This is a genomic window from Clostridiales bacterium (genome assembly GCA_015243575.1).
Taxonomy (GTDB): domain Bacteria; phylum Bacillota; class Clostridia; order Peptostreptococcales; family Anaerovoracaceae; genus Anoxybacterium; species Anoxybacterium hadale.
The window spans coordinates 3,545,292-3,571,659 of sequence record CP042469.1 but is presented as its reverse complement, the minus strand read 5'-3'; the positions used below and the strand labels follow the sequence as shown (position 1 = coordinate 3,571,659).

The following is a 26,368-nucleotide window of genomic DNA, read 5'->3' as shown; positions in this document are numbered from 1 at the left end:
TCATGAAATAGGAGAAGATTAAAATGAATAGCTATCCCCATGTATTATCTCCCACACGCATTCGCGGACATTTTATAAAAAATCGGATTGTTACCGGGCCCAGCACCATTCACTCTGCCTCAAACGGAGAGCTTTATCCTACAGAAGCAGCCATGCGTTTTTTTGAAAATAGAGCCAGGGCAGGGGCGGGAATCGTCACCGTTGCCGGAGTCGGGACTGGTCCTGCTGCGGATGATGGTATGCACGCAAGCTGGGATTTGTATCAGCAAAACCATACCAATGCTCTGGCGGAGCTTGCTGACAGAATTCATTTTTACGGAGCCAAAGCCTCCATGGAGCTCATGGGTATTTTCCATGATGGATATACCGTGTCCCATGGTGCTTCTCTGATGAACTTCGAACCGGGCAGGGAAATTCCGATCAAGGAAATGGAACGGTTCAAAGAGTGGTATGCCAACGACGCTGCAGTATTGAGGGATTTGGGATATGATGCCATACTGCTTCATTTTGGACACAGCATACCGGTGGCGCAGTTTTTATCCCCCTATACCAATAAACGTAAGGATCAATACGGAGGATCGACAGAAAATCGATGTCGATATTTAATTGAGATTCTGGAAGCGGTTCGCGCAAAAGCAGGCCCCAATATGATCATAGAGGTTAGAATTTCTGGTTCGGAATTTATCAATGGAGGCATCGATCTCCAAGAGGGAATTCGAATCGGACAACTGCTCCAGCCGCATGTTGACCTTCTTCAGGTATCGGCGGGAATGCATAATCCGAAGCTGATGACGGTGACCCATCCTTGTGGGTTTTTGCCTCCTACGCCCAATGTATTTCTTGCGGAGGAATTCAAGAAGTCTGGTCAGTTCCATATTCCGATCAGCACAATCGGTGCCATTGGGAACCTTCAGGAGGCAGAGGAGATCATCGCTTCGGGGAAAGCTGATTTTGTAACCATTGCAAGAGCGCTGATTGCGGATATTGATATGATTTCAAAATGCAAAGAGGGTAGAATCGATGAAGTTGTTCCCTGTATTAAGTGTATGCATTGTCATGATAGTGCCGTCTTCGGACATCAGATGCGGTGTGCCGTAAACCCCACCGTTGGTCTGGAGCAACACATTGAGCGGATGATTCAACCTGTAAAAAAACAGAAAAAAGTAGCGGTCATCGGCGGAGGACCTGCAGGAATGAAGGCGGCACTGACGGCGGTGGAGCGAGGACACAGCGTCACCTTGTTTGAAAAGAGCGGTGCTCTCGGCGGCAAGCTGCAGTTTTCTGATTTTGTGTCCTTTAAATACCCACTTCGCAAATACAAGGACTATCTGATTCAACAGATTGAGAAGTCTGCTGTGGAGGTAAGGCTGAATAGAGAGTTGACTGCAGGGGAACTTTCCGGATATGAGGCTGTAATTGCTGCAGTGGGGGCAGAACCATTGATTCCGAGTATACCTGGGATTGAGTGCGCAATTCCTGCCACTGAGGCCTATGGAAAAGAAGCGGAGCTGGGAGAACGTACCGTCGTCATCGGAGGCGGACAGGTGGGATGTGAAACAGCGCTCCATCTGGCACGGATGGGCAAAGCAGTAACGATTCTTGAAATGCAGGGGAACCTTGCTCCCGATGCGTCAGCAACTCATCGGGATGAGCTGATGGCGGAGTTTGAAAAAGATGCGGACCGTATCCAGATCATCGTTTCCGGACGCTGTATCGAAGTGGGGCCCAAAAGCATAACGTATGAGAAGAACGGCACGCCAACGACGATTGATACGGATTCGGTTGTCTTGTCGGTTGGTATGCGGCCGCTCAGTGCACTTGCAGACAGCTTCATGGGGATTACAGAGGAATATGCCCAGGCTGGTGACTGCATCAGGGCACGAACCGTAGAGGAAGCTACGCGAGAAGGCTACTATGCGGGTATCAACTTATAAACAGACAACGGTTCAGATAAGATAAAACAGATTAACGGAGGCAAAAATGGATTATCGGGAACGCATTGAAGTAAAGGTGGGAATTCTCTTTGAGGCCGCGGATCAGTACCTGTCAGACCAAATCACAATGGAGGAGGCAAAAGAGCGGATTAGCATTGAAATGGCTTCCATTCGGCCTGCACAGTTCGAGGCGGTTAAGAGAGAACTGGAGAAACGATTCAAGAATGCGGGGAATGGTGTTGTCTCACAAAAATTATTTCTCCTTTTGGGCAATTATCTTACACCACCATTTCACAGACTACCGGGAGGCCATCCTCTGAGAAACTATGCTGAGGAAACAGCATATGCCAGATCGGTTTTACTGCAAATTGACGAGCGGGAGGAAGAGGAAACTGCGGAGGAGGAATGGCAGCGCCTCTATGCGCTTCTGCTCGAATTTACCATTCACTTCACGAGGCAGGAGAAAAATTTCTTCCCGCTACTGACCTTCAAGGGAATGGGCCCTCAAGTGGAACGGGCTAGCATTCTGGGAAGTCAAGCGTTGAAAGCCCTTGCTGAGAATTTGGAGCGCCTTGAGGAGGGAGATCTAATTGATTTTCTTTATTATCAAAGAAATTTAAGCAAGACGTTTACCAAATATCTCGATCTTAGTGAGAGAGTTCTTTCCGTCAGGGCACTGAGCCTTCTGTCCAGTGAAGAATTTGTAACACTTCGGAAAAAAGACGATGAGGAAGGATATTCGTATCTCAAACCACCTACGGAGTTTATCCCTGAAAAGACCGCTTGGAATGGAGCTGGAATTTCAGACGATAATGATATGGAGCAGGCAAATAATCTTGATCGTGCCGATTTGCCCAAAATACCGCCTCATGTGAAAAAAATGCTGCTTCAGGAGAGCGAACATCCCCTCCACTTTGATATCAAAGAGGGTGGGCGTACTTTCAGGATCACCTATAGTTTACTGGATGAAACAGATGGTGCAAGTGGTACTCTCGAAAGCGCACCTGCGGTGAAGGGGGAAGGAATCTCCTCCAGGAAGGTGGAGGCAGATCAAAATGTTGCCGAGCTGTTTCGGCAATATCCCAGATTTCAAGAGGACTTCTTCCGATTGGAAGAAGAGCTTGTATATCTGAAAGGACCGTTTGGTTTGGAGCTATTAAATGACAGCACGGTTGCGATGGTAGCGAAAAGTCTCAGAATAGACAGTACTGATTTCCTTACTCGGATCAATCAGCTGCTGGAAAGCTATTAGGACTCTGCACATTTTAACTTGAAGAAGGGGATGGCACTGATGCGGTTTTTGTACCGTTCGTGTCATCCCCATTTAAAATGAAATTACTTCAATTTGTGCAAACAAGGTTAAATCATCATTGCAGCATGATAGGCCTCGTGATTTGCATGGTAATAGTTGCGTCCCCGGCACACGCAGTCGCCCACAAGATAGATACCCGACGGATATTTCCCAAGTAAAGCCTTGCCCAGATCGTTTACGGGAGCGACGCCTAAAGCATTGACAAAGGTGTCTCCCGGAATGATCTGGACTTCTCCCTTATCATCAGCGAGAGCCACTCCGTTATTGCAAAAACCTGTAATTTTTTTGCCGCCGATCAGTGCAACTCCGGCATGCTCAAGCTGGTCAAATAAGTCAGCCCGATTGAAAATAGGCATATCCTTGCAAAATTCTTCTGCAGGAATCATATCCACGACGGTTACCGTTTTCCCGTTCTGTGCAAGGGCCAAGGCGCATTCCAGGCCGGAGAGACCTCCGCCGCAGACGACCACAGTATCGCCCGCAGATCCATGATCAGAATCCACGTCACGAACAGACTTGACCTTTGAATGATCAATCCCTGGAATTGGAGGCGTAATGTATCTTGAACCGGTAGCAACAATAACTGCATCCGGATTTTCCTTTTCAACTATATCAAGGGTAACTTCTCTGCCTAAGTTGATCTTTGCACCGCAATTCAAGGTTGCTTTGATATCCCATTCCAGATAATCCCGCATATAGCCTTTGAAGGGTACCATGACGGCATCAAAGAGCAGGCCGCCTAGATGAGCACATTTTTCCCAGAGGCTTACTTCATGTCCCCGTGCCGTAAGAGTCTGCGCGGCCATCATGCCTGCAGGGCCGCCGCCTATGACCATAACTTTCTTTCGATCTGCCTCAGGTACAGGCTCGATTGCGCCGGTGATTCCCATGCGAGGATTGACTGCACATGACATGGAAGTTCCGTATGTATTGGCATTGCCGCATAAGTCACAGCGAGTACATGGGCGAACCTCGGTTTCCTTTCCTGTTATGGACTTGGAGATCAGAGCAGGATCGGCCATATAGCTCTTGGCCATTGCGATCAGATCCGCTTTGCCGGAGGCGATAATCTCTTCCGCTTCCTTCAATGAGGTAATGTTGCCCACAACGCAAACGGGCACGTGAAGCCGCTTTTTCGCTTCAGCAGCAAAGGTGACGTTGAGCTGGCGGCCTTTGAAATAGGTAGGAATACAGAACGTACCGCCCAGCGTGAACACGTTTCCTCTGGAGATGTGGATGATATCCACATACTCCTGCGCTGCTTCCATAAAGTCAAGTGATTCGTGGAATTCCAGACCTCCGGGGGTATCCTCCTGAGCGGAAACCCGGATTTCAATGATCATGTCCTGTCCTACGGCGTCCCGTACTGCTTTTAGTACTTCCAGCGGAAAGCGACGACGATTTTCCGGATTTCCGCCGTATTCATCTGAGCGAACATTGGAATCAGGTGACAGCCATTGCGCAAGCAGATTGTTATGGGCACAGTGCAGCATGATTATACGGAATCCCGCTTTTTTGCAGCGTACAGCACAGTCAACGTATCGGTTCTTCATATAATCCATATCTAAGCGATCCATTTCTTTCAGATTGGACATTTCAGGGCATAAAGGACGGTCTGCAGATACCGCAAATGCTGGCGGTTCGTCTGGAGAAACCCGAGAGCCTCGTCCAGCATGCGCAAGCTCAACAGAAAGCTCTGCCCCATTGCTTCTGGCGGCTTCCACAAGCTGATTCATGCCATGAATGCAGTCATCTGAGTTGACATTCATTTCGCAGAGCCACGCAGAAGTTGTGTCATGGGTTACGGGAGTATCTCCCACCGTAATATATGCGACCCCGATCTTTGCCTGCCATTTCATGAAATCAAGCATTTCCTGGGTCATATCTCCGTTAGGCGCACACTTGAGTACAACCGTAGGGGCATACTGAAGACGGTTCTTTAAGGTAATGCCACGGATTGTCAGTGGCTGAAATACATGAGGATATCTATTTTCAATCATGGATACCGTTCCTCCTATTAAGAAATATGCATGCCGCCGTCAACTGAAAAGGACTGCCCTGTTGTATGGGAAGACATGTCAGAGCAAAGCCAGACTACCGATCTTGCGACATCTTCAGCTGTACCGAGCTTTCCCATAGGGATGATATGCTCCTTTAAAAAATCCTCTTCCTGGGGATTGTTTGCCAGAGTGTTTGCCATCAAATCTGTGCCGGTTGTAGGGCCTGGGCAAACAACATTGACACGAATTCCGTTCTTGGCATTTTCAATTGCGGCCAGCTGCGTGAGCGCAATAACTCCTGCTTTTGATGGTCCATACGCACCAAAGGCAGGCGCCATTTTCAGCCCGCCAATCGAGGCTGTATTTACAATTGCACCTTTTCCTTGCTTCTGCATTTGTAGTATTTCATGCTTCAGACAGAAAAAGGTTCCCTTCAGATTCACGGACATTACCTTGTCCCAAGTGTCTTCGGAGAGCTTGGTAAGCGGTCCGAAGGGGATTCGCGTACCATCCGGCCCAACGCCGGCATTATTGAATGCACAATCTATTTTTCCATATTTATCAACCACAGAAGCAATCATGACAGCGACCTGTTCTTCCTTGGTAATATCACACTGAAAAAACTCTGCTTCACCGCCTGCCTCACGAACAAAGCGGACCGTTTCCTGCCCGCCGACGATGTTGTGACCGCCAACGACTGCTACTTTAGCACCAAGATTTCCAAATTCCAGCGAAGCCGCACGGCCCAGACCGGTAGCACCGCCTGTGATGATTACTACTTTCCCCTTAATATCTAATGGCATAAAAATTAAACTCCTTTTAAAACGTGATAGCGATAGGCTTATTATGATGGGGTACATGTTAAAATATAAACGATGCGTCAGAAAATGCAAAATACCTTTTTTATCGTAGTGTTATATCGTTTGAGGCATATCTCTAAATTCATTCAACACATTATTTTCCCTTTGCAGCCAATATCTGAGAAATTCTACAAACTCAATCCCGGCACTGTTGAACACATAATTCTTATGGTGGACTACGGCGATAATCGCCTTGGGGATATCATCTTTGATTTTTACATACCGGACCGCGCTGTTCGAACAAAGCTTCCTCATCACAACATACTGGGGAAACGGTGTAAAAGCGATTCCTGCATTTTCTTCCAGCAGCTGATAGGTCAGCCCGGAATTTTGTACCTCATATGCCACATTGGGGTAGAAGTCCGCTTTTGCACAGATCTTGATCAGGTTTTGCAGATCCAGCCGTGATGCATCACATATAAATTTCTGGTTTGCTAATTGGGAAATTGAGAGCTCCGTATTTCTTGCCAACGGATGGGATTGATGCATCAACAGCACATATTCCTCTTGGCCAAGCAACTGTGTGGCAATTTGCTCGTGCTGAATTTCATAAGAAGTTACAGCCAAAGACAGCGTATGATCCAGCAAACGCCCCATCACCTCGTCCGGTGTTAAATTTAGTTGTTTAATTCCAATGGTTGGATTTGAAAGAAAAAAATCTTTGAGTACGTCACATAAAAATCCATCAATGGTACAGGCCAGAGAGAGGTTGTTCTGACTTGTCTCGTATAACCTGCGCACGGTCTGAACGCCAAAGTTTAACTCTGAAAAGATTAGCTCCACGCTGGATAAAAAGGCTCTGCCATATTCATTAAGCACGATTTTTCCCTTTCGATGGTCAAAAAGGCATGCGCCGATTTCCTTTTCCAGTCTCGCAATGCTTCTGCTGAGGTTTGGCTGCGTAATATATAAATCCTGCGCTGCTTTAGACATATTGCCGGTTTTCGCAACTTCACGAAAATATTTCAATTGATTTAAATCCATTTGATTCATTTCTCCTTCGCAAAAGGTTATAATGCCGTCATTGATATACCATTATGTCCAAGGTTATATTTTATTTTTTAGCGTAGGCATGTTATTTTTTTATCATTAGCGGAGATGAATCGTCCTCGCTGATCACATAAAAAGCTGCGCTTAGCGGACATTTTGGAGGGAAATAATAATGAGTAATCAAACGGCTATGGCAACGAACACTACAAAAAGTAATTTTGGCACAAAAGGATGGTTAATGATTGTATTCGCCGGGTTAATGTTCTACTTCTATTCCGGTTTCTGTACAGATGGGCTGAACATAATTGTTATCAATTTCGCAATGTCGAATCACCTAGAGGTTCCTCAGGTTCTTGCAATTACAACGCCCGCTGCATGGTTTGGTATTATCGGTTCTATTTTCTGGGCTGTATTTGCGGATAAGAAAAGTCTGAGACTGACATTATTGGTTACTTCGGTCATCGGAGGCATCAGTTTTATGCTCTATTCGTTCGTCCATACAATTACTGGATTTTTTATCATTACTTCGCTGGTAAATTTCATGGGCATGGGCTTCACCTTCACGGTAGCAAACTCACTGATGGCAAAATGGTTTCCAATAAAAAAGGGCCTCGCTTTGGGCTGGGCAACCATGGGCCAGAATATGGCTTCCGCCACGTTTATTCCTTTATTCCTGCTCATTATGCACAAATTGTCTCTTGGCGGGTCGTTTGTAATCTGGGGAATTATACTTATGGTAGTGGGTATCCTTGGCTGGTTTATTATTCGTGATACTCCGGAAGAACTGGGCTGTGCCCCGGATAACGGTCAGTTCACGAAAGAGGAGATCGAAGCTAATTTCAGGGAAATACAGGATTATAAGTCACCATGGACCCCAGTAAAATTAATTGCCAATAAGCAAACCTGGCTCATCGGTTTGGGCTATGGAATCTATATTCTTGTTACAGTAGCGCTGGTCAGCCAACTCATCCCTCGTCTCATGGCTTCAGGCTGGCCCATTGAAAAAGCAACGGCAATGATGTCTGTCGCAGCAGTACTTGGATTGTTTGGAAGCTATGGCACGGGCTGGATGGATCAGAAAATCGGTACTAAAATAACTTCTGTTCTTTACGGAGTCTGGTATCTGATCGCGCTTGTTCTTTGCGCCATACCAAATCCAAGCGACATGATCCTTTATGCGTCCATCTTCTTTACGGGAGTTGGAATTGGCGGCATCGGCAATCTCTTTCCATCCATGGCTGCTACTGTGTTTGGTCGGTATGATTTTATTCGCTCCATGGCCGTCCTCAATCCTATCACCGGTGTTGTCCGCTCCTTTGCATTTGTAATTATTGCCGTTGGCATGGTCAGGCTGGGAGGATACAGCGGTGCATATGGCATCATCGCAGCACTGGACATTATTGGAATCTTCCTGGTTTCCAGAATCGACGATGCCTGTATCGGAAAACATTAAAGCTTCCTTATGTTTCGAGATGCCCTATCCTATGAAGGGGCTCCTATGAAGGGGCACTCACGCTTTACTTCCGCTCAACAAAGTACATAGTAAAATTGAATAGAGTTTCTCGTTCATCGAAGCGCTTCTGGAGGTAAGGGCAATGGGGACATCCGCACCGATCAGGCAGCCTGCAAGGATATTCTCAGGATCTCCGTTCCAGATCTTGCTCATAACATTGCCGGTGACCATATTGGGTACTAAAAGCATATCCACTTCTCCTGCATAAGGGGAGGGATACCCTTTGATGACAGCGGCTTCCTTCCGTGTGGCAAGATCAAAGGATATCGGCCCTACGACGATGCCTGCTCCAAAGGCGCCATCCTCAGAGAGCTGCTGAAGCTGCTGTGCATCCAGGGTTTCCGGCATCTTGGGATTGATCGTTTCTACAGCGCAAAGGGCGCCAATTACCGGATTCTCGTATCCAAGCTTCATTAGAGCTTTTGAACAGAGCTTCGTGATTTGAATTTTATCTTCAAGAGAGGGATAGGGAATTACCGCGCTGTCGCTCATGGCGAGGAGCTTGTGGTAGCCCTTCAACTCCATAATGCCAAAATGCGTGATAAAGCCGCCTGCGTTCAGACCCGATTCCTTGTTGAGAATGGGTTTTAGAAGATCTTTTGTCTCCATTTTTCCCTTTAGGATAAAGTCACCTCGGCCTTCGCGGATCAGCCCCACTGCAACAGAAGATGGATTGGTCTCGGAGGAGCAATGCTCAATTTCATAGGGTGCGTCTTCAAATCCCAGCTGAGCCACAAGCCGGGATACCTCATCATGGTTCCCTATCAGTATTGGAGTAACATAGCCTTTTTCCTGAGCAAGAAAGACCGCTTCCAGAGCGTGCTCATCTGCAGCACCGGCTACTACGATACGCTTCTTCATTGCTGAGGAATCAAGGCATGTTTCTTTTAGTGCTTGAAAACTTTCATACATGAAGGTACTCCTTTCCCTAAGCAAGAAAGCTTGGATTATTGATAATCTCCTCAATGGAAGAATAGCCCTTTGGATATACCGTATAGGGATGGATTTCCTCTTCTCCATTCAGAACCCGAAGACCACCGGCAGCAAGTGCTTCCATCTCTTTTTCTCCGGGGATAACCGTAACGGGTGCAATAAAGTGAACAAGTTCGTTGATCCATTTTGTAATACGCTCAGAGTAGGCGATTCCACCGGTTAAGATGATCTGATCCACCTCGCCTCCCCGAATTACGGAAAGCTCACCAATCCCTTTTGCCACACCATAGGCAAGCGCATGAAGTACCAGCTCAGCCTTCTCGTCACCGGATTCAATCAGCTTCTCCACATCTCTCACGTCTTGTGTACCGAAATAAGCGGAAAGACCGCTTTGACCGCAGAGATACATGCGCATTTCCTGCAGCGTCAGCTTGCTGTTGTAACAGAGGTTGGCCAAATATCTGGTGGGAATTCTTCCGGCCCGCTGGGGTGACATGGGACCCTCGTCATCATAAATCCAGTCAGCAATTCTGCCATGATCATGAAACCCAAGGGTAATTCCACCGCCAAGCTGAACGATGATCAGGTTCAAATCCTTGTAGTTTTTGTTAATGGATTCGGCGTAAGTGATTCCTGCCATCTTTGTATTCAGCAGATGGGCTACCGGCATGTTGGTAATCTCAGGAATACCCGTAATCTTTGCAATGGGGTCTGCAGAATCTACACAGGTTGGATCGTAGATGATAACTGGGACCGCAAGGTCCTTTACAAGCTCATTTGCAATGAGGCAGGAGAGGGTAGATGCATGCTGCGCTTCCGGTGCATAGGTTACTGATGCAAGCATGAGCGCATTCACTTCATAGGCACCATCTGTGGGGACCGCAGGAATGGTACCTGCTCTGGCAACAATGATGTCAAACTCCTTGGGGTCTAAATGATTTTCCGTTAGGAACGCTCTGACTTGGCCAGTCCTCAGCTCAAGCTGCTGCAATGTCTTAGGCATCTGCTTCAGCTGCTCTGAAGAAATGTCCAAAGATACTTTACTCATTAGAATGTCATCATGAAAATATGCGACTTTCGTTGAAGTCGAACCACAGTTTATGGTAAATATTTTCTTCATTTAATTCTGATTCCTTTCTTGCCCTGCGTTTCTTGCTTAGCTGAGAATGCCGCTGACTGCGGTTTTACCTGCACCAGGACCTAAAGCCGCAGTCATAAGCATTTTGCTTTGAAACGATGTGAGTCTAACTATCTGATTTTTCCTACAAAAGGAGGATCGATCTTGTCCGTCATTCCCAGATAATCAATCATGGACAGCAGATTTGAATGAAGCTCGTCTGCACAGAACATACCAAACATCTCTGTTCCAAAAGCACAGTCAAGATCATCGATGATTCTCTTTTTCCAGGGGCGGCGAACAACCTGCGTAGCAAGGCGTCTTGCAATACGGTTTTGCGCCATGAGAAGATCAGCGATTTCATAAGCACGATCCATGAGCTTTTCTCTTGGAACGATTTCTGATACCAGTCCAAACTGAACTAGCTGCTCGGCTGTCAGCTTATCGCCGGTCATCAGATACCAAACGGCCTGTCTCGTGGGCATCAATTCCATAAAGCAGCTCTGAATGCCATCACCGGGAACATTGTTTATTCCTGGGAGCATATGAGGATCGAGAACAGTGATGTCATCTGCAGCGATACAGAAGTCGCACATACAGGCAAGCTCAATGTGGCCGCCGGAGCCGCTCAGTACGCCAAGGGTAGGCACTTCTGTGTCCTGTATCATAGTGATGATCATGCGTCTGCCGTCAACAAACATATGGGTGTATCTTGTTTCGCCTGCATTGTCTCCTTCTGGAGCCCAGCTTGCTGCTTCAAAATCTGACACCCAGATGTTTCCGGTTCCTGTGAAGATGATCATTTCTGTATCACGGTCTGTTCCCAAAAGTCTCCACATCTTACCGATGGCATCGTGGAGTTCCATGGACCAGATCAGTGGACCGCCCTGACAGTGCATCCGAACCGTAACAACGCCGTCTTCTCTTCTGTCCATGATAAAATGTTCTTTGAACATTTCCTTAATTTCTTCGAAAGTAGGCCATTTTACATAGCCTGCATTTGTAATTCTCTGTGTCATTTTAACCTCCATTAAGTTATCCTTCATCATTAATTTGGGATTAAGTTTCAGTTTGTCAGCATGTTGATTCGTAAACTATTTCGATCCAAAACGATGATACTACAATAATACGTGATGAAAGCACGGGGGTGAAATTCAATCTATGCATATGAGTTCGCCGGATTCTGCATAACTGTTTGTAGGGGTTCTTTGCTATAATGAAGAGGTGCTGAATGAACCTCTTCTTGGACTGTCCGAAAAGTTTATAACCAACATTTCGGACAGTCCCGAGAAGAATGGGGGAATGGGAGAGTTTTCAACGGGCCTAATACCAGTTGGGTTTTATTTTGAAACAGTATCAGTTGAAAACGAGAACTTGGATAATTAGGATTTTGAAAGGCGGAATCGAACGTGAGCGAACAGAGCGGATTTCTATCAATAGAGAGTAAAAATATATTTACCATTTTGAAAAAATGGCTTTACACAGAGCAGGACATTGTTTTTCGAGAACTGATTTCGAATGCGGCAGATGCCGTTGAAAAGTTTTCTTCGCTGCAGCAGGACGAAGTTGATGGCAGAGGTGCCGTCAGGGATGCAAGAGATGCTTACTCAGAAGGGAAGTATCTTGCAGAAAAATACGCAGGTGAAATAAGCGTAACACTTGATGCTGAGAAAAACAGGATCATCATATCGGATAATGGAATTGGAATGACGAGAGATGAGATTGACCGATATATCAACCAAATCGCTTTTTCCGGTGCAGCAGATTTTATACAGCATTACAATGAGGACCAAAAGAATAAGATCATCGGCCATTTTGGCGTGGGTTTTTATTCTGCGTTTATGATTGCAGATCATGTTGCAATTGAAACAAGATCCTGGCAGAATGGTGCTTCCTCAGTGCGCTGGGACTGCCGCTCGGACATGTCCTATCAGACGACAGAAGGGACAAGGGCTGAACACGGTACGGATGTAATCCTGTATCTAAATGAAAGTCATCCTTATGTTAATCAAGAGGGAACGCTTAAAGCAGATGCGGTTTATGAGATCATAAAAAAATATTTTGCTTTTCTAAAAACGAAAATTTATTTGGACGGGCCAGATTTTGACCATATTTTAGTGAATGACCCTGACCCAATCTGGAAGAAGCCGGAACACGAAATTCAGTCAGAGGACATGAAGCAATTCTACAAAGAATTCTACGATGATATATCTGATCCTCTTTTCTGGATTCAGTTTGAAAGTGCGGATATCGGTGTTAAGGGAATTATATTTTTCCGGAACACAAAAAATCAGACGGAGGAATTGGATGGCTGCTTCCGAATATACAATCAAGGGGTATATATCGGAGAAAATATCAAAGAGCTTGTGCCCAGATTTGTCAATCTTCAGAGCGGAATCATCGAATGTACCGATCTGCCCATGGTGGTATCCCGTGCAAATATCAGGGGAGAAGAACAGATTAATGATGTGATCAGCCTGATCTACGAATGCCTCTCTCAGGAGGTAACCATCGGTTTGAACCATCTGTTTGAATCCAAACGGCAGGAGTATGAAGCCTACTGGCCGCATTTAAACGCGTTTGTAAAATACGGAATTCTTCAGGATAAAATCTTTGCATCGGTCATGACCAGGAAGGTTGTATTCGAAGATCTATACGGCGGGCATCTGACCATTGGAGAATATCTCCAGGGTGATCGCATCGCACCGAACGCAGATTTACGGGAAACCCATGATATTGATGCCGGGGGAGCAAAGGAGCAGATAACAGTTTATTACGCATCAGATGCAATAGAGCAAGCTCATTATATTCGTATTTTTAAGCAATGCGGGCTCAATGCGCTCCTATTTGATCATGTGATCGATCAGCCATTTCTGCGCAGACAGGAGTTGGTTCATCCCGGTACGAAATTCATACGAATTGATTCCGATATGGAAGCACTGCTGCAAGGAAGCCTCACACCAGAGGATGAGGCTGATGCGGCACTGCTGACGAAGAAAATACAAAATGCAGTGGGTGAGCGTCTTGGCAGGCTGGAACTAAAGGTTTCCAAGCTGGAGCAGAGAGGGATTACAACGCTGATCCTTCACGATGAGAAATCACGCCGTATGGCGGACATGCTGGAGATCTACGGTATGCTGGGGGCAGGGGATGTCTCTGCAAAGGAAGCCCAGTCGAAAAGCACGCTGCTTGTGAATCTCAACAATGATATCCTTCAGCATGTTGCCCATACTGAGGATGAGGCTCAGGCCTACCTGATTCTTAACCAGCTTTTCGACCTGGCACTGATGAGCCAGGGGGCAATGAACACGGACTATGTTGGAGATTTTATCGCAAGAAGTGAAGCGATCATCGGCCAATACATTCAACGGTAACCCTAACATTAATATCATTGCAGAATGCCGCCAGGTTGAACGATAGTTCTGTCTGGCGGCATTTTCTAATTGGTCAAATTCAGTTTGATTCGTTGTTTGCTTTCTTTAAACCGCTCAGCGGCATCGTACCGATTGTACGGAGGCTGCGCGCCACAGTTCATCCGGATACCGATACAAGACTGCTGCTGAGATTCGTAAGTCTAATACAAGGATGTACCGTGATCCACGTATAGAATCTGTCCTGTTATGGCTTTAGCTGCATCACTTGCAAAAAACAAAATAGCCTCTGCCTGATCCTCAGCCTGCGCTTCGGGAACCGTCAAATCAAGGTGCCTTGCAGTTGCGCTTGCGAATTCCATATCAAAATCCACCGTGGCATCGGGGGCATTCAATGCTGTAGGCGTTGGACCCGGGGCAACTGCATTGCAGCGAATGTCAGTCTGTGCAAATTGAATCGCAATGTTTTTTGTCATTGCATTTACTGCCGCTTTTGCTGCACTGTAGGAAATGCCGGCTACGCCTTGGCTGCCAATGGAGGAAACGTTGACGATCGCGCCTTTTCCCGCCTTCTCCATATGCTCAAGTGCATATTTGCTCATGTAGTAGACCGTATACTGATCTATTTTGCAGACCGTATCATACCATTCTTCGGTACATTTTGTAATGGGCATATGTTTATCTGCAATCCCGGCATTGTTTACGAGGATATCAATTCTTCCATACTTAGCGATGGTCGCATCTACGAGTTTTTTGCACTCCTCTTGCTTCGACAGATCTGCACAGACTGCCATGATTTCACCACCGGCAGCCGTGATCGCATCTACAGCCTTCTGATTTTCTGCATCCCGTCTGCCTGAAATGACAACCTTCGCACCTTCTCTGCAGAAAAGGGAAGCAGCTGCGAGACCAATTCCCGAATTTCCTCCAGTTATGATTGCGACTTTATGTTCCAACCTTTGCATCACTTTTCATCTCCTTATTTCATCAAGATAAGAAATATGTTTGAGCGTCTTTCTGTAATTTATAACGGGTTCTGTCTGGCGTGCCAAAACAGAACCCGTTTCATTTTGTCCGTTCAGATTATTATCTGATTTTTCCTACCAGTGGTGGTTCGATTTTATCTTTCAGTCCGAGGTATTCAATCATGGAAAGAAGCTCAGAATGCAGCTCTTCCGCACAGAACATACCGAACATTTCTGTTCCAAATGCACAGTCAAGATCGTCTACGATTCTCTTTTTCCAAGGACGTCTTACTACCTGAGTGGCAAGTCTTCTTGCAATACGGTTCTGTGACATGAGAAGATCAGCGATTTCATACGCGCGATCCATCAGCTTTTCTCTCGGTACGATTTCTGATACCAAGCCATACTGGAGTGCCTGCTGAGCAGTCATCTTGTCACCGGTCATGAGATACCAAACTGCCTGTCTTGTTGGCATCAGCTCCATGAAGCAGCTCTGGATGCCGTCTCCGGGCACGTTGTTTGTTCCAGGAAGCATATGGGGATCAAGCACAACGATGTCATCCGCAGCGATACAGAAATCGCACATGCAAGCGAGCTCAATATGTCCGCCGGAACCGCTCAGTACGCCCAGTGTGGGTACTTCTGTGTCCTGAATCATGGTGATGATCATACGACGACCATCAACAAACATGTGGTTGTATCTTGTTTCGCCTGCATTGTCACCTTCCGGTGCCCAGCTGGCTGCTTCGAAATCGGTTACCCAGATGTTTCCGGTTCCTGTGAAGATGATCATTTCTGTGCTGCGGTCAGTTCCAAGTAGTCTCCACATTTTTCCGATTGCATCATGTAATTCCATGGACCAGATCAGCGGACCGCCTTTGCAGTGCATGCGAACGGTTACAACACCGTCTTCCCGTCTGTCCATGATAAAGTGCTCTTTGAACATTTCTTTGATTTCCTCAAAGGTAGGCCACTTTACATAGCCAGCATTTGTTACTCTATTTGCCATTTGTTTTCCTCCTTGAGAATGGCGTCCGCCAGTTTCTGTTCGGCGGCGCTGCATTCTGATTTGCATTCATCTAAATTGATTTCCATAAGAAACCTTACAGTTTAATAATAAGGGAAATTCTCCGCCGCGTGAAATTCATAATATGCATTGGTGATATGCAGAATGTGCAACAGTGAAGGAAAGGGAGGGATAATAAAATACCACCCGTATTTCTACAGGTGGCGCAACTTAGAATTTAGCCTTTCTTCACACGAAGCAGCTTTCCTTTTACTTTCTTGGTCTTAAAGGCATTGATGACGGACCGTTCTTTTCCGTCGAAAATTTCCACATTGGTCACTGTATCTTTGATATCCACTCTTCCGATGTCCTCTGCGGTAATGCCTTCCACATTATTTCGAATGGCGGATACAAAATCATTGGCTTTTAAATTGCTGTTGCTTCTGCCTGCACTGAACTGCACCAGCGCTTTCTGACCTTTGCGGCTTTCCAATTTAAACCGTCCCTTCGCTGTGGGGCGTTCCGCTTCGACTTTTGGTTTTCTGTTTGTAACATTGCCTTTGCAGGGAATCTTATATCCCAGAAATACTTCCAGCTCGCGAAACCGTTCCATTTCGCTGGGAATGACCATGGTGATCGCGATTCCTCGCTGGTCAACACGACCTGTTCTTCCGATACGATGCACATATTGTTCGTGCTCGAAGGGTACGGAGTAGTTAAAGACATGGGTAATGCCCTGAACATGCAGACCTCTTGCCGCCATATCCGTAGCAATCAGGATGCGGCACTCACCACGTTTAAAGAGGGTGATCTTTTCTTTCCGCAGATGCTGATCCATTCCCCCATGTACGGCGCAGATTGAGGAGCTCCATTTCCTGAGAATTTCAAAGAGGTTGTCCACCTGTTCCTGTGTATTACAGAAGATCACAGCCTTTCTGGGGATTTCTCTTTCAATCACCTTTTTGATTAGATCGACCTTTTTCAGACCATCAACCCCGTAATAAACCTGCTTAATTTTATTGATGCTCGCAACTTCCGGCTCGATCTCAATGTTCTCGGGATCATGCATATATTGTGCACTCAGAATGTTCACTTCATCGGAAATGGTTGCGGAGAACAAAAGGGTGACTCGTTCTTTTGGGAGCTTCTGAATAATCGCATCAAGCTGCTCCTTGAAGCCCATGAGCAGCATCTCATCAGCCTCGTCGATGACGAGATATTTAATATCCTGCAGCCTGACGTTCTTGTTCTCAATATGGTCGAGCATTCTGCCCGGTGTGGCCACGATCACATGGGGGGTGTTCTTTTTTAACTCCCTTCGCTGATCTGCCATGGGCTGTTTTCCATAGAGTGCTAGGCATTTCAATTCCTTGTATTTGCTGATGTCTGAAAAATCCTTCATTACCTGCTCGGCAAGCTCTCTGGTCGGTGTCAAAACCAGGGCCTGCGGACTCTCGTGCGCTGCATTGATTTTTTCACAGATTGGAATGGCAAAGGCTGCAGTTTTGCCGCTGCCTGTCTGGGATTTGACGATGAGATCTTTTCCGTCTAAAATCAGCGGAATCGTTTTTTCCTGTACCTTCAAAGGATGTTTGAAGCCTAATTCACCGAGGGCCCGTTTAATGTCGTTCTCAAAGGGATAATCCTTAAATTTTATCATAGTCGCAGTTTCTGTCTGTTTTAATTCTTTCATATTCTAACCTCTTCTTATATTTCATCTCATGTGACTCTATCGTGAAACCGCTTATATCCCCGTTATTAGGGGATATAAGCCAGTGTGTCTTACTATCATACAGTATTTTATAGTAAAAATACTGTTTTAGACAGAAGATTTCACTTTTATTTTAGACAAAGTTGAAGAAATTAAAAACAGCACTTTCTTAGAATACAAAACCTGCGATCAAAAACAACACTGCTGAAATGGAAGCTGCCAATATTCCGAAGGGTGCCTGGGTATAAGCGTGGTCGAAATTATTGCAGCCTGTGGCAGCAGAGGTGAGAATCGTAGCATCTGAATAGAAGCATATGTGGCTTCCGAACACACCGGCAGACAAAACCGCCGAAACGGCAAGGGCTGTATTGACGTCAAGTGCTACGGCGAGCGGAATGACGATTGGCAGGGCGATGACGTACATCCCCCAATTTGTACCGGTGATAAATTCAGTTATTGCAAGAATGATGAAGATGGTGACGGGCATCAGCTCGGGCGTCATAAATTCTGCTGCGGAGGATATCACGTAGTATGTAAAACCAATCTGATCGTTGACTTCCGCAAATAAGAACGCAAGTACCATCAGCATCAGAGGAAGGATCATATTCTTGATACCCTGCAGTGCTACATCGCTGAAATCTTCTGCAGACATCAGATTCTGTGCCAGGTACAGGACGAACATAAAGCCCACAGTCACCAAAACACCCATCTGCATATCTACATCAAAGTAGATTGTGGCGGCAACAAGTACGATGATTGGCAGCAGAAAGTTGATTACTTTTGGGTTTTTTGGAATTTCGACATCACCTGCTCCAGAGCGGATATCTATTTTTTCCGAACCTGCCGGAGCCAGAGGGCCGCCATCCAAAACTCTTTGCTCTGCTTTTTTCATAGGGCCAAAGATCGGAATGACACCTAGTATAATAAGAGGAACGATGAGAGCGGCAATCCAGCCGTAAAAGTTAAATGGGAGGGTTTTGATAAAATAGATCAAACCTTCTCCAGCAGGTGCCCAGCCGTTTACTTCAAGAAGCTTGCCGCAGAATACAGCCCAGGTACTGATTGGGATAATAACGCATAAGGGTGCAGCTGTAGAATCGACCACGTATGCGAGGAACTCCCTGGGGACTTTATGTTTATCGGTTACCGGCGCCATGCATGAGCCTACCGTTAAGGAATTCAAATAATCGTCAATGAAGACGATGACTCCCAGGAACCAGGTCCACATCAGAGAGGATTTTCGTGTTTTGGCTCTTTTTGCAACCCATTCGCCAAACGCAAAAGCGCCGCCAGCTTTTTCAATCAAAGAAATGATACTTCCCATTAGTCCGCATACGATAATAAGCCAAGCAATATCTTCGCTCATCATTACCTCTAAAAGCGAACCGCTGAATGATCCGAGGACATCATCCCTTGATACCATCATAAAGCCCATGACAGATGCTAAGGTCAAAGCCTCAAGAATTCTCTTTGTGATAAAAATGTAAATAACGAGAAACAGTGCGGGTAATGTTGCCAGAGCGCCGAATTCAGTCGGATCCTCAGGCGTAAAATTCGTAAGCAGCATAGAAATAGCAACGATAATTAGAACTGCTATCAAAGACCTTCTTGCGTTAAATCCAGCGGCCTCAGCTTGAAGTTGTTTAAACATACCTACCTCCTTAAAATTTGTTTCTGCCATTCTTCCAAAGGCGAACGGCAATTGCAATAAATTTATTAAAAAAGACCAATACAAAAGCAAAGCCTTTGTATTGGTCCTTATTAAGCCAACTATTAAAAGTGTTCTTAGTAATCTCCCAACTACCTGACAATTTGAAGTTCAATTTTATTGGTTTTGTTTTCCATGGAAACTTCAACCTGTTGAAATTTAACCCTTGAGCCTATTATCTCATGAATCAAATCACAGATTGGATTCTCATTTGCAGAGTAAAACAGTTTCCTATATTGTTCAATTATAATACTATTCTGACAATTGTCAAGAAGGTTTTTCTCCATTACGGTAAGGGCATCATACGCTGTGATCTCGATGGTATCGTTGTCGATAAATACGGCAACCCCGCTGGGACCTTTTCCAGTTGCAGTCTTTAGAAAAGATGTAAATTCCTTTTTGATTTTGTCCTCCAGCTGCTTTTTTTCCTCTACTGTAAAAAGAATTTCTGTCTTTTGTTTTTGTGCGAGGATAACGGCATATTCGTCGATAGCTCCCATCAATTCCACCGGATCGATGGGCTTTAAAAGGTACTTGTTGATTCCAATATCAACGCTCCTTAAGATTATATCCACATCGTCAACCGCAGTGGTGATAATGACATAGACCTCGTGAGAAATTTTTTTGATTTCCCGAATCATCTCGAGTCCGTCCATTTTAGGCATGTATAAATCGACAATGACCAGATCCGGCAGCTGCTCTTCGAATAACTTTAAACCCTCTAGTCCGTCTGCAGCAGTAAAGATTTTCCCGGCATGCCGTTTTAAATATTTGCTAAGAGCTTCTCTTGCTTCCGTTTCGTCCTCTACATATAGGATCTTCATTTCTATCACCTTTCCTCAATTGCCTTGACCAGTATTCGGCAGCAAACTCCCCCGTATATGTTTTCCAATTCAATCTGACCATTCATTCTTTGCTCAATAATAACCTTTGATATATAAAGGCCGATCCCGGTGCCGTCCTTATCGCTTTTTGTAGTAAAGTAGGGTTCGAATAAGCTTTTTAAGTTCTCTTTGGGTATTGGGCTGCCTCGGTTGATGATTTCCAGGACGACAGATCCTTCCCACAGCCAGCCCTTTATTTGAATGAGTTTTTGGTCTGTGCCCGATTCGACGATGGCGTCCCGGGCGTTGCCTAGAATATTAAACAGTACATGGGAAAACTCGTTTTGATAACCGAGTATTTTCACGCCTTCTTCGATGTTAACCTCTATGATTATACTGTGATATTTTAAACTGGCCTCCATAAGATTTAGTGCTAGAGAAATGGATTCCTTCAAATCAAATTCTGTAGCCTCACGGTTTGGTTTTAAAAAATCGGTAAAATCCTTGATGGTCTCAGACATATTTCTCACAATTCTCATGAGTTTATCGATGGTTTGCTTAAATTCCTCGTCGGTCAGCTCATCACACTGGTAATCCTCGTATAGGTTGAGCAGGATCAAATTTATAGCGTTCAGCGGCTGCTTCCATTGGTGCGAAATATTACCGACCATCTCCCCAATTTTTGCCTGTTTGGATTGATAAATCAGTAAAATGTCTTTTTCCCGGTTCTGGTCTGCTTCCTTTTTCATTTCAGATTGGATTGCAAGAATCGCATTGTGGAATTCACCGATGTCGTCTTTTCTGTTTAAGAATTCAGTGGGGATCGCCTGGGTATAGACGCCGCTTTCCAGTAGTTTCAGTTGGTCGGACACATTCATAAGCGGCCTGGATAGCCTCCTGGAAAAATAAACTGCGAAAATAACCGTAAGTATAATACACATCAAGGCCATCAGAGATAAGACAATGACCAGATTCCTGGTTGTTGAGAATACTTCTTTTGTGGGCTGGGTAATACCTATCATCCAGCCGTTGGAAAGCTCGCTGTAGGCAAGAATGAACTCGCCGGTGGCATCGGTATAATGAAATACACCTGAGTCTTTGCTCCCTGAATGCTTCTGTATGCGCTGTTCGTTCTCAATATATAGTTCTTCCGTTTTATCGCTGCTGGATATGATCAGCTCTTTTTCGTCGTCAAACAGGAAAGAACTGCCACCCGGATAGAGCTTCATGGTTCTGACGATATCAATAGTATCATCCGTCAGAATATCAGCGCCTGCTACTCCGATTAAGATTCCATCCACATAGACAGCACGGGAATAGGAGAGCATTTCGAGGTTTACATCGGAATCTACATAGGGGTCTGTCCAGATTGCTTTGCCAGCAAGAATTGGCTGGAAATAGTAGAGCATATTATCCGCAACAGGCTCTGAAAAATCTCGTGCATTGATACTCAGGTCCGGAAGAACAGGCTGAGGTGTGCCTTCCTCATCAAAGGCATACCAAACCTCCTCCTGGGTCGGTTTTGTCAGGTCGGGGCTGAAGGTAAAGTAAAGTCCGTAAGCGATATCGGAATATTGAAGGGTTTCTCTTATAATTCCGTCGAGATAAGCTTTATATTCCCCAAAATATCGTTTGTCTGTCGAATGCTCTGATGGATCAAAGGTGACAGAAACATTGGCTGCCAACGAATCCACGATGCTTTCTGTATTTTTAAAATAAATGCTGAGTTGGCTGGAATATTTTTCAGAAGCATAGGAGAGCATCTGCTCCACTTCTGTATTCATAACATGGGAAGCACGTTTAATGCTTACGACGCACAAAATAGTCGAAGTTGTAATAGAGCATAGGATGATCGCCAACAGGACTTTGAAACCGATTCTTTTCATAACAATATAATCCTATCGTTTATTACAGATTTGCATTGGGTGTTTGCTGATATAAAGCTATTGTAAGGGATTCCATATGGAATTGCAATGATTTCGCTATGAGAGGCAATTGGAAGAAAGAGGGGATGCAGTAATTTTACATTCTGTTAACCATACTCTAATTTTAATTTTACATTAGACTGCTAATATTTACCTATAACTTGATATTAGGAATAATAAAGGGACTCTGTAAGGAATATCAGAATTGATAACGGAGCCCAGGTTGTATTTTGTTCAAGTGAAATGAATAAAAAGTGTGAATGATTAAAAGGAGGAAACAAGAACGATGAAAAGAAAGTTAACCTATCTGTTATGTCTGGCGCTGCTGGTAATGTCCCTTGCAGGGGTATCCTCTGTTAGTGCGCTGCAGGACAATTCACAAAAAGTTTCTGCCAAACTCAATTCTGCAATTCATTCTAATAGCGCTCCGAAGTACATCTTCATGTTTATCGGAGACGGTATGGGATTTTCCCAAATCAATTCCGCGCAGGTATACGAGGGAAATAACAACTATGGGGAGGTTGCCCCAGAAAAACTGAATTTTACTCAGTTTCCCGCAGCTGGAGTCGCTACCACTCAAGATTCTACCTCTTTCTGCCCGGATTCTGCTTCTACCGCCACATCACTGGCAAGCGGTGTGAAAACTCACAGCGGAACCATTGGGCTGAAGGTTGATAAGACCACTGTAGCCCCCACAATTACAGAGCTTCTGAAGCAGCAGAAGAATATGAAAATCGGAGTCGTTTCCAATGTAACAATCAACCACGCAACACCGGCTTCCTATTATTCGCACGTACAATCAAGAAACAGTTATTACGATATTGCACTGCAGATGGCAGATTCTGGGTTCGATTATTTCGGTGGTGGATCCATTAACGAAGCAACGGGAAAAGAGAAGGATAAGAGAAGCGCATACGAAATATTAGAGGAGAAGGGGTATAAGATTGCAGACAGCAATGAAGAAATATTAGCTCTGAATAAGGATTCGGGTAAGGTTTATGCGGTAAGTCCAAAACTTCAGGACAGCGGTGCGATGCCCTATGCGCTCGATACGGCAGAAGGTGACTTACAGCTAGCGGATTTTGTAAAAAAGGGTATTGATGTGCTCGACAATAAAAATGGTTTCTTCTTAATGACCGAATCTGGGAAAATTGACTGGGCAGCACATGCAAACGATGCAAAGTCAGTAATTTCAGATGTGCTTGCTTTCGAAGATGCAATCCAGGTGGCAATTGAATTCGGCAAAAAACATCCTGATGAAACTCTGATCATCGTAACTGCTGACCACGAAACAGGCGGAATGAGTATTGGATATGCAGCAACCGGTTATGATACCGCATTTGATATCCTTGGAAACCAGAAAATGTCGTATGTTGCCTTTGATGAGCTCATTGGAAAAATGAAGAAAAACGATGCTGACGGCTTGACTTTTGAAGAGGTTATGCCGGTGATTACAGAGCAGTTCGGATTACTTGCCCCCAGCGATGCCATAAAAGATAATCCTATGGAAATGACGGCAGGTGAATACAAAAAGCTAAAGGATGGATTTACAGAATCCATGAAATCAGTAAAGACTAAAAATGAAGAAAATACACTTCTTTACGGAACCTATGACCCACTATCCGTCTCCATCACACACATCATAAACAATAAAGCAGGTGTAGGCTGGACCTCTTATGCGCATACGGGCGTACCGGTAGGTGTATTTGCAACAGGTGTAGGAGCAAGCCAATTCAATGGTTCTTATGATAACACTGATATCTTTTACAAATTGGCTGATTTAACAAGGATCAAAACAAAGTAAGCTTAAAAATTCGTACAAACCATATCGCATCAGGCTGGGAATACTCCAGCCTGATTAAACTTATTTAAGCTTCCATGAGGGTGATGATTTTGAAAGATACGATAAATAAGAATCAAGAAGAAATCATTTTTATTCTGGTGTTTCTCGTCTTTATTGTGTTTTTTGCCGCGCTGCCCACGGGTTTTGAAAAACAAATCTACGTCAATTCGGAAGGGGTAAAGGCGCAGGTTCTTTCAGTGAATAACGCGAGCATGTATAAGACCGGAATGGTAACGCAGGGAGAACAAAACTGCCTGCTGAGAATTGAAACTGGACCGCATAAAGGTGAGGAGATAGAAGGGGTTAACCTTTTTGTGGGGAAATACGAATTCGACAAGGTATTTAAGCAGGGGGACAAGGCCTGGGTTCTGCTGGAATTTAATCAGGAGGGCAAAATTATATACGCCAACATGATCGATTACTACCGTATTCATAAAGAGCTCGTATTGGTTGGAATTTTCGCTTTGGTGCTAGTGGCTTTTTCAGGACTTACAGGGATTCGCACTCTTTTGTCCTTTATCTTTGCAATATTAAGCATCTGGAAATTATTGATCCCGCTCATGCTAAAAGGATACGATCCATTGCTCATAGGTCTCATTGTCGGCAACCTCCTCACAATCACAACACTTCTACTGGTTGCAGGATTTACGAAAAAAGCCTATGCGGCAATGATCAGCGCTAGCGTATGTTCTTTGATCACAGCAGTAGTGGCGGTGATTTTTACCGATTACTTCCATATAGACGGTACCGTGATGCAGTGGTCCGAATCCTTGTTATATGCGGGATTTATGTCATTAAATCTGACCGGAATTTTTCAGGCGGGGATCTATTTGGCCTGCTCGGGAGCAATCATGGATCTTGCCATTGATATTTCTGCGGCACTGGATGAAATTGCAAAGAACAATTCGGCAATTACGAGAGCCAGTCTGATCAAATCAGGCCTTACTATCGGAAAAGCAGTGGTGGGAACACAGACCACAACCTTACTCCTTGCATACATGGGCAGCTATATTTCCGTAATGATGGTTTTCATGGCCCAGGGAACTCCGCTGACAAACATCTTAACCTCCAAAGCAATATCTGCCGAACTGCTTCATACTTTTGTTGGCTGTCTGGGCTTGGTCCTGGTATCTCCTTTGACCTCAATTATCTGTGGATTTCTATTTGATGTGAGAGAGAAAGAGACGCAGAGTTTATAAGATGCTTCTTGAGAAAGCTTATGTATAAAAACCAAAAGCAGAAAAAAGCCTGGGCTACAGGCTTTTTCCTTATCTTGTTTTAACAATATTCTATTTTACTTCCAGCTTCATTTCCTGAACGAGTGCGCGTCCGTTGAAAATCATTTCAGCAGCTTCTGCCCTGGTAAGCTGCTTTTTCGGATGGAATTTCCGAGCCTGATCCAGTGCTGTAATGTTGTATTTCATGCTTCTTTGGATCGCGCCCTGATATTCAATCGTGAGATCCGCTTCGTCAGCTGTCTCAATATACATCATATTGATCATAGGCATGTTATAATGAGCTTCCATTGCAGTAATCAGATAATAAGTAAAATCTTCTTTTGTCCACGGTGCATTGGGATCTAGGTCAGCGGGCAAGCCGATGTTGTTTGCGCCTGCTCTGATCAAAGCGTCTGCGCACCATGCATCATCCTTGGCATTCTTGAAAAAGTCTGTTGCCTGCGGAGCCTTGATGAAGCTGATGCTGGCAAGACTGATGTCAAAGGCATCAACGATCATTTGCACGCCTTGTGCGGCAGTGATGATTCCGCTTGGGTTGAACGTTCCGTTGCCGTTCCCCTTTAAAACCCCCTTGTCGTATAATTCAACAATCTTGTCCTTGGATGTAATATTGTTGATATCAGTAAAGGGAATTGCCGCAGCAAAACACTGGCCTGTCATAGATACCACCATCGCAGTGGTTAAAGTAATCACTTTTGTTTTTAATTTCATTTTTGTCACCTCCAACAGTTTAATTCTTTGACGATGGTGCCGGGGGGAAAGTTCCCAAAGAATAATTTTGGAATTATTTAGAAAAAAATAGCGGTGTGTTATCTGGCGTAACGATTATTTTCATAAAATAAATGTACTTGAAATACTCAACAAAAGACAATATAATAAAATATAAATTAATATAAATTGCCGTATAGGAGGATATATATATGTCATCTGAAGTAAAATTTCTTACAATCGAGCAGGTTGCGGAGATGCTGCAGGTAACGAAAATGACCATTTATAATCTACAGAAAAAAGGACTTCCCTTCATCAAGCTGGGTAAAAATGTTCGATTTGATCAAAACGATGTGATAGAATGGGTCAATAGCAATAAGGTTAAGGCTGTTGAGCAGGACAAATAACCT

At 44.8% G+C, this 26,368-nt stretch carries 20 protein-coding genes; 7 read left to right on the top strand and 13 right to left on the bottom strand.

Features of this window, described 5'->3' with window-relative positions; translation table 11 throughout:
• Positions 1-23: 23 nt before the first annotated feature.
• Both FRZ06_15760 and FRZ06_15755 read left to right on the top strand, forming a co-directional pair.
• On the top strand, positions 24-1,934 hold the full coding sequence (locus FRZ06_15760) for an FAD-dependent oxidoreductase (GenBank protein QOX64695.1): 1,911 nt from the start codon (positions 24-26) through the stop codon (positions 1,932-1,934).
• A gap of 46 nt (positions 1,935-1,980) precedes the next feature.
• Complete coding sequence (locus tag FRZ06_15755; GenBank protein ID QOX64694.1) at positions 1,981-3,186, top strand: hypothetical protein; 1,206 nt, start codon at positions 1,981-1,983, stop codon at positions 3,184-3,186.
• A gap of 107 nt (positions 3,187-3,293) precedes the next feature.
• On the opposite strand, the gene FRZ06_15750 is transcribed toward FRZ06_15755, so the two are convergent.
• The 3 genes from FRZ06_15750 to FRZ06_15740 form a co-directional block, all read right to left on the bottom strand.
• A complete protein-coding gene (locus tag FRZ06_15750) occupies positions 3,294-5,246 on the bottom strand; it encodes an FAD-dependent oxidoreductase (protein ID QOX64693.1) in 1,953 nt (650 codons plus the stop codon).
• 17 nt (positions 5,247-5,263) lie between these two features.
• Positions 5,264-6,049 (bottom strand): SDR family oxidoreductase, encoded by a 786-nt coding sequence (locus FRZ06_15745; GenBank protein ID QOX64692.1) that lies wholly within the window; start codon positions 6,047-6,049, stop codon positions 5,264-5,266.
• 111 nt (positions 6,050-6,160) lie between these two features.
• Positions 6,161-7,099, bottom strand: coding sequence for a LysR family transcriptional regulator (locus FRZ06_15740; GenBank protein ID QOX64691.1), 939 nt, complete (start codon positions 7,097-7,099; stop codon positions 6,161-6,163).
• 169 nt (positions 7,100-7,268) lie between these two features.
• Between FRZ06_15740 and FRZ06_15735 the strand changes: the two genes are divergently transcribed.
• Positions 7,269-8,549 (top strand): OFA family MFS transporter, encoded by a 1,281-nt coding sequence (locus FRZ06_15735; GenBank protein QOX64690.1) that lies wholly within the window; start codon positions 7,269-7,271, stop codon positions 8,547-8,549.
• Positions 8,550-8,606: 57 nt separating this feature from the next.
• Here the strand turns inward: FRZ06_15735 and FRZ06_15730 are convergent, their stop codons facing one another.
• The 3 genes from FRZ06_15730 to FRZ06_15720 form a co-directional block, all read right to left on the bottom strand.
• Positions 8,607-9,629 (bottom strand): phosphate butyryltransferase, encoded by a 1,023-nt coding sequence (locus FRZ06_15730; protein QOX64689.1) that lies wholly within the window; start codon positions 9,627-9,629, stop codon positions 8,607-8,609.
• Positions 9,538-10,662 carry a butyrate kinase gene (buk, locus tag FRZ06_15725; GenBank protein QOX64688.1) on the bottom strand — a complete coding sequence of 375 codons (1,125 nt, stop codon included), beginning with the start codon at positions 10,660-10,662 and terminating at the stop codon, positions 9,538-9,540. The genes FRZ06_15730 and buk overlap by 92 nt, the downstream gene beginning before the upstream one ends.
• 128 nt (positions 10,663-10,790) lie before the next feature.
• Positions 10,791-11,708, bottom strand: coding sequence for an enoyl-CoA hydratase/isomerase family protein (locus tag FRZ06_15720; GenBank protein QOX64687.1), 918 nt, complete (start codon positions 11,706-11,708; stop codon positions 10,791-10,793).
• Positions 11,709-12,068: 360 nt separating this feature from the next.
• Here FRZ06_15720 and htpG point away from each other — a divergent pair, with 360 nt between their 5' ends.
• Positions 12,069-14,033: a molecular chaperone HtpG gene (htpG, locus tag FRZ06_15715; GenBank protein ID QOX64686.1), complete on the top strand. Its 1,965-nt coding sequence runs from the start codon at positions 12,069-12,071 to the stop codon at positions 14,031-14,033.
• Between the two features lie 200 nt (positions 14,034-14,233).
• On the opposite strand, the gene FRZ06_15710 is transcribed toward htpG, so the two are convergent.
• The 6 genes from FRZ06_15710 to FRZ06_15685 form a co-directional block, all read right to left on the bottom strand.
• Entirely contained in the window at positions 14,234-14,995 is a 762-nt protein-coding gene (locus FRZ06_15710) for an SDR family oxidoreductase (GenBank protein QOX64685.1), read from the bottom strand.
• Between the two features lie 121 nt (positions 14,996-15,116).
• Positions 15,117-16,070, bottom strand: a complete 954-nt coding sequence (locus FRZ06_15705; protein QOX64684.1) for an enoyl-CoA hydratase/isomerase family protein — start codon at positions 16,068-16,070, stop codon at positions 15,117-15,119.
• Positions 16,071-16,239: 169 nt separating this feature from the next.
• On the bottom strand, positions 16,240-17,694 hold the full coding sequence (locus FRZ06_15700; protein ID QOX64683.1) for a DEAD/DEAH box helicase: 1,455 nt from the start codon (positions 17,692-17,694) through the stop codon (positions 16,240-16,242).
• Positions 17,695-17,881: 187 nt separating this feature from the next.
• Positions 17,882-19,393 carry a sodium:proton antiporter gene (locus tag FRZ06_15695; protein ID QOX64682.1) on the bottom strand — a complete coding sequence of 504 codons (1,512 nt, stop codon included), beginning with the start codon at positions 19,391-19,393 and terminating at the stop codon, positions 17,882-17,884.
• Positions 19,394-19,512: 119 nt separating this feature from the next.
• Positions 19,513-20,244 (bottom strand): response regulator, encoded by a 732-nt coding sequence (locus FRZ06_15690; GenBank protein QOX64681.1) that lies wholly within the window; start codon positions 20,242-20,244, stop codon positions 19,513-19,515.
• Positions 20,245-20,249: 5 nt separating this feature from the next.
• Positions 20,250-22,130 carry a sensor histidine kinase gene (locus FRZ06_15685; GenBank protein QOX64680.1) on the bottom strand — a complete coding sequence of 627 codons (1,881 nt, stop codon included), beginning with the start codon at positions 22,128-22,130 and terminating at the stop codon, positions 20,250-20,252.
• 325 nt (positions 22,131-22,455) lie between these two features.
• Between FRZ06_15685 and FRZ06_15680 the strand changes: the two genes are divergently transcribed.
• Together FRZ06_15680 and FRZ06_15675 are read left to right on the top strand one after the other, a co-directional pair.
• Positions 22,456-23,973 (top strand): alkaline phosphatase, encoded by a 1,518-nt coding sequence (locus FRZ06_15680; protein ID QOX64679.1) that lies wholly within the window; start codon positions 22,456-22,458, stop codon positions 23,971-23,973.
• 83 nt (positions 23,974-24,056) lie between these two features.
• On the top strand, positions 24,057-25,211 hold the full coding sequence (locus tag FRZ06_15675; protein QOX64678.1) for a YibE/F family protein: 1,155 nt from the start codon (positions 24,057-24,059) through the stop codon (positions 25,209-25,211).
• Between the two features lie 90 nt (positions 25,212-25,301).
• Here FRZ06_15675 and FRZ06_15670 read toward each other — a convergent pair whose 3' ends face one another.
• Positions 25,302-25,961, bottom strand: coding sequence for an S-layer homology domain-containing protein (locus tag FRZ06_15670; GenBank protein QOX64677.1), 660 nt, complete (start codon positions 25,959-25,961; stop codon positions 25,302-25,304).
• 209 nt (positions 25,962-26,170) lie between these two features.
• Here FRZ06_15670 and FRZ06_15665 point away from each other — a divergent pair, with 209 nt between their 5' ends.
• Positions 26,171-26,365, top strand: coding sequence for a helix-turn-helix domain-containing protein (locus FRZ06_15665; GenBank protein QOX64676.1), 195 nt, complete (start codon positions 26,171-26,173; stop codon positions 26,363-26,365).
• The last annotated feature ends 3 nt before the right edge of the window (positions 26,366-26,368 follow it).

Coding starts and splice junctions, on each gene's coding strand:
- FRZ06_15760 (QOX64695.1), top strand. CDS start 24: ATGAATAGCTATCCCCATGTATTATCTCCCACACGCATTCGCGGACAT.
- FRZ06_15755 (QOX64694.1), top strand. CDS start 1,981: ATGGATTATCGGGAACGCATTGAAGTAAAGGTGGGAATTCTCTTTGAG.
- FRZ06_15750 (QOX64693.1), bottom strand. CDS start 5,246: ATGATTGAAAATAGATATCCTCATGTATTTCAGCCACTGACAATCCGT.
- FRZ06_15745 (QOX64692.1), bottom strand. CDS start 6,049: ATGCCATTAGATATTAAGGGGAAAGTAGTAATCATCACAGGCGGTGCT.
- FRZ06_15740 (QOX64691.1), bottom strand. CDS start 7,099: ATGAATCAAATGGATTTAAATCAATTGAAATATTTTCGTGAAGTTGCG.
- FRZ06_15735 (QOX64690.1), top strand. CDS start 7,269: ATGAGTAATCAAACGGCTATGGCAACGAACACTACAAAAAGTAATTTT.
- FRZ06_15730 (QOX64689.1), bottom strand. CDS start 9,629: ATGGAGAAGAGGAAATCCATCCCTATACGGTATATCCAAAGGGCTATT.
- buk (QOX64688.1), bottom strand. CDS start 10,662: ATGAAGAAAATATTTACCATAAACTGTGGTTCGACTTCAACGAAAGTC.
- FRZ06_15720 (QOX64687.1), bottom strand. CDS start 11,708: ATGATGAAGGATAACTTAATGGAGGTTAAAATGACACAGAGAATTACA.
- FRZ06_15710 (QOX64685.1), bottom strand. CDS start 14,995: ATGCAAAGGTTGGAACATAAAGTCGCAATCATAACTGGAGGAAATTCG.
- FRZ06_15705 (QOX64684.1), bottom strand. CDS start 16,070: ATGCAAATCAGAATGCAGCGCCGCCGAACAGAAACTGGCGGACGCCAT.
- FRZ06_15700 (QOX64683.1), bottom strand. CDS start 17,694: ATGAAAGAATTAAAACAGACAGAAACTGCGACTATGATAAAATTTAAG.
- FRZ06_15695 (QOX64682.1), bottom strand. CDS start 19,393: ATGGCAGAAACAAATTTTAAGGAGGTAGGTATGTTTAAACAACTTCAA.
- FRZ06_15690 (QOX64681.1), bottom strand. CDS start 20,244: ATGAAGATCCTATATGTAGAGGACGAAACGGAAGCAAGAGAAGCTCTT.
- FRZ06_15685 (QOX64680.1), bottom strand. CDS start 22,130: ATGAAAAGAATCGGTTTCAAAGTCCTGTTGGCGATCATCCTATGCTCT.
- FRZ06_15680 (QOX64679.1), top strand. CDS start 22,456: ATGAAAAGAAAGTTAACCTATCTGTTATGTCTGGCGCTGCTGGTAATG.
- FRZ06_15675 (QOX64678.1), top strand. CDS start 24,057: ATGATTTTGAAAGATACGATAAATAAGAATCAAGAAGAAATCATTTTT.
- FRZ06_15670 (QOX64677.1), bottom strand. CDS start 25,961: ATGAAATTAAAAACAAAAGTGATTACTTTAACCACTGCGATGGTGGTA.
- FRZ06_15665 (QOX64676.1), top strand. CDS start 26,171: ATGTCATCTGAAGTAAAATTTCTTACAATCGAGCAGGTTGCGGAGATG.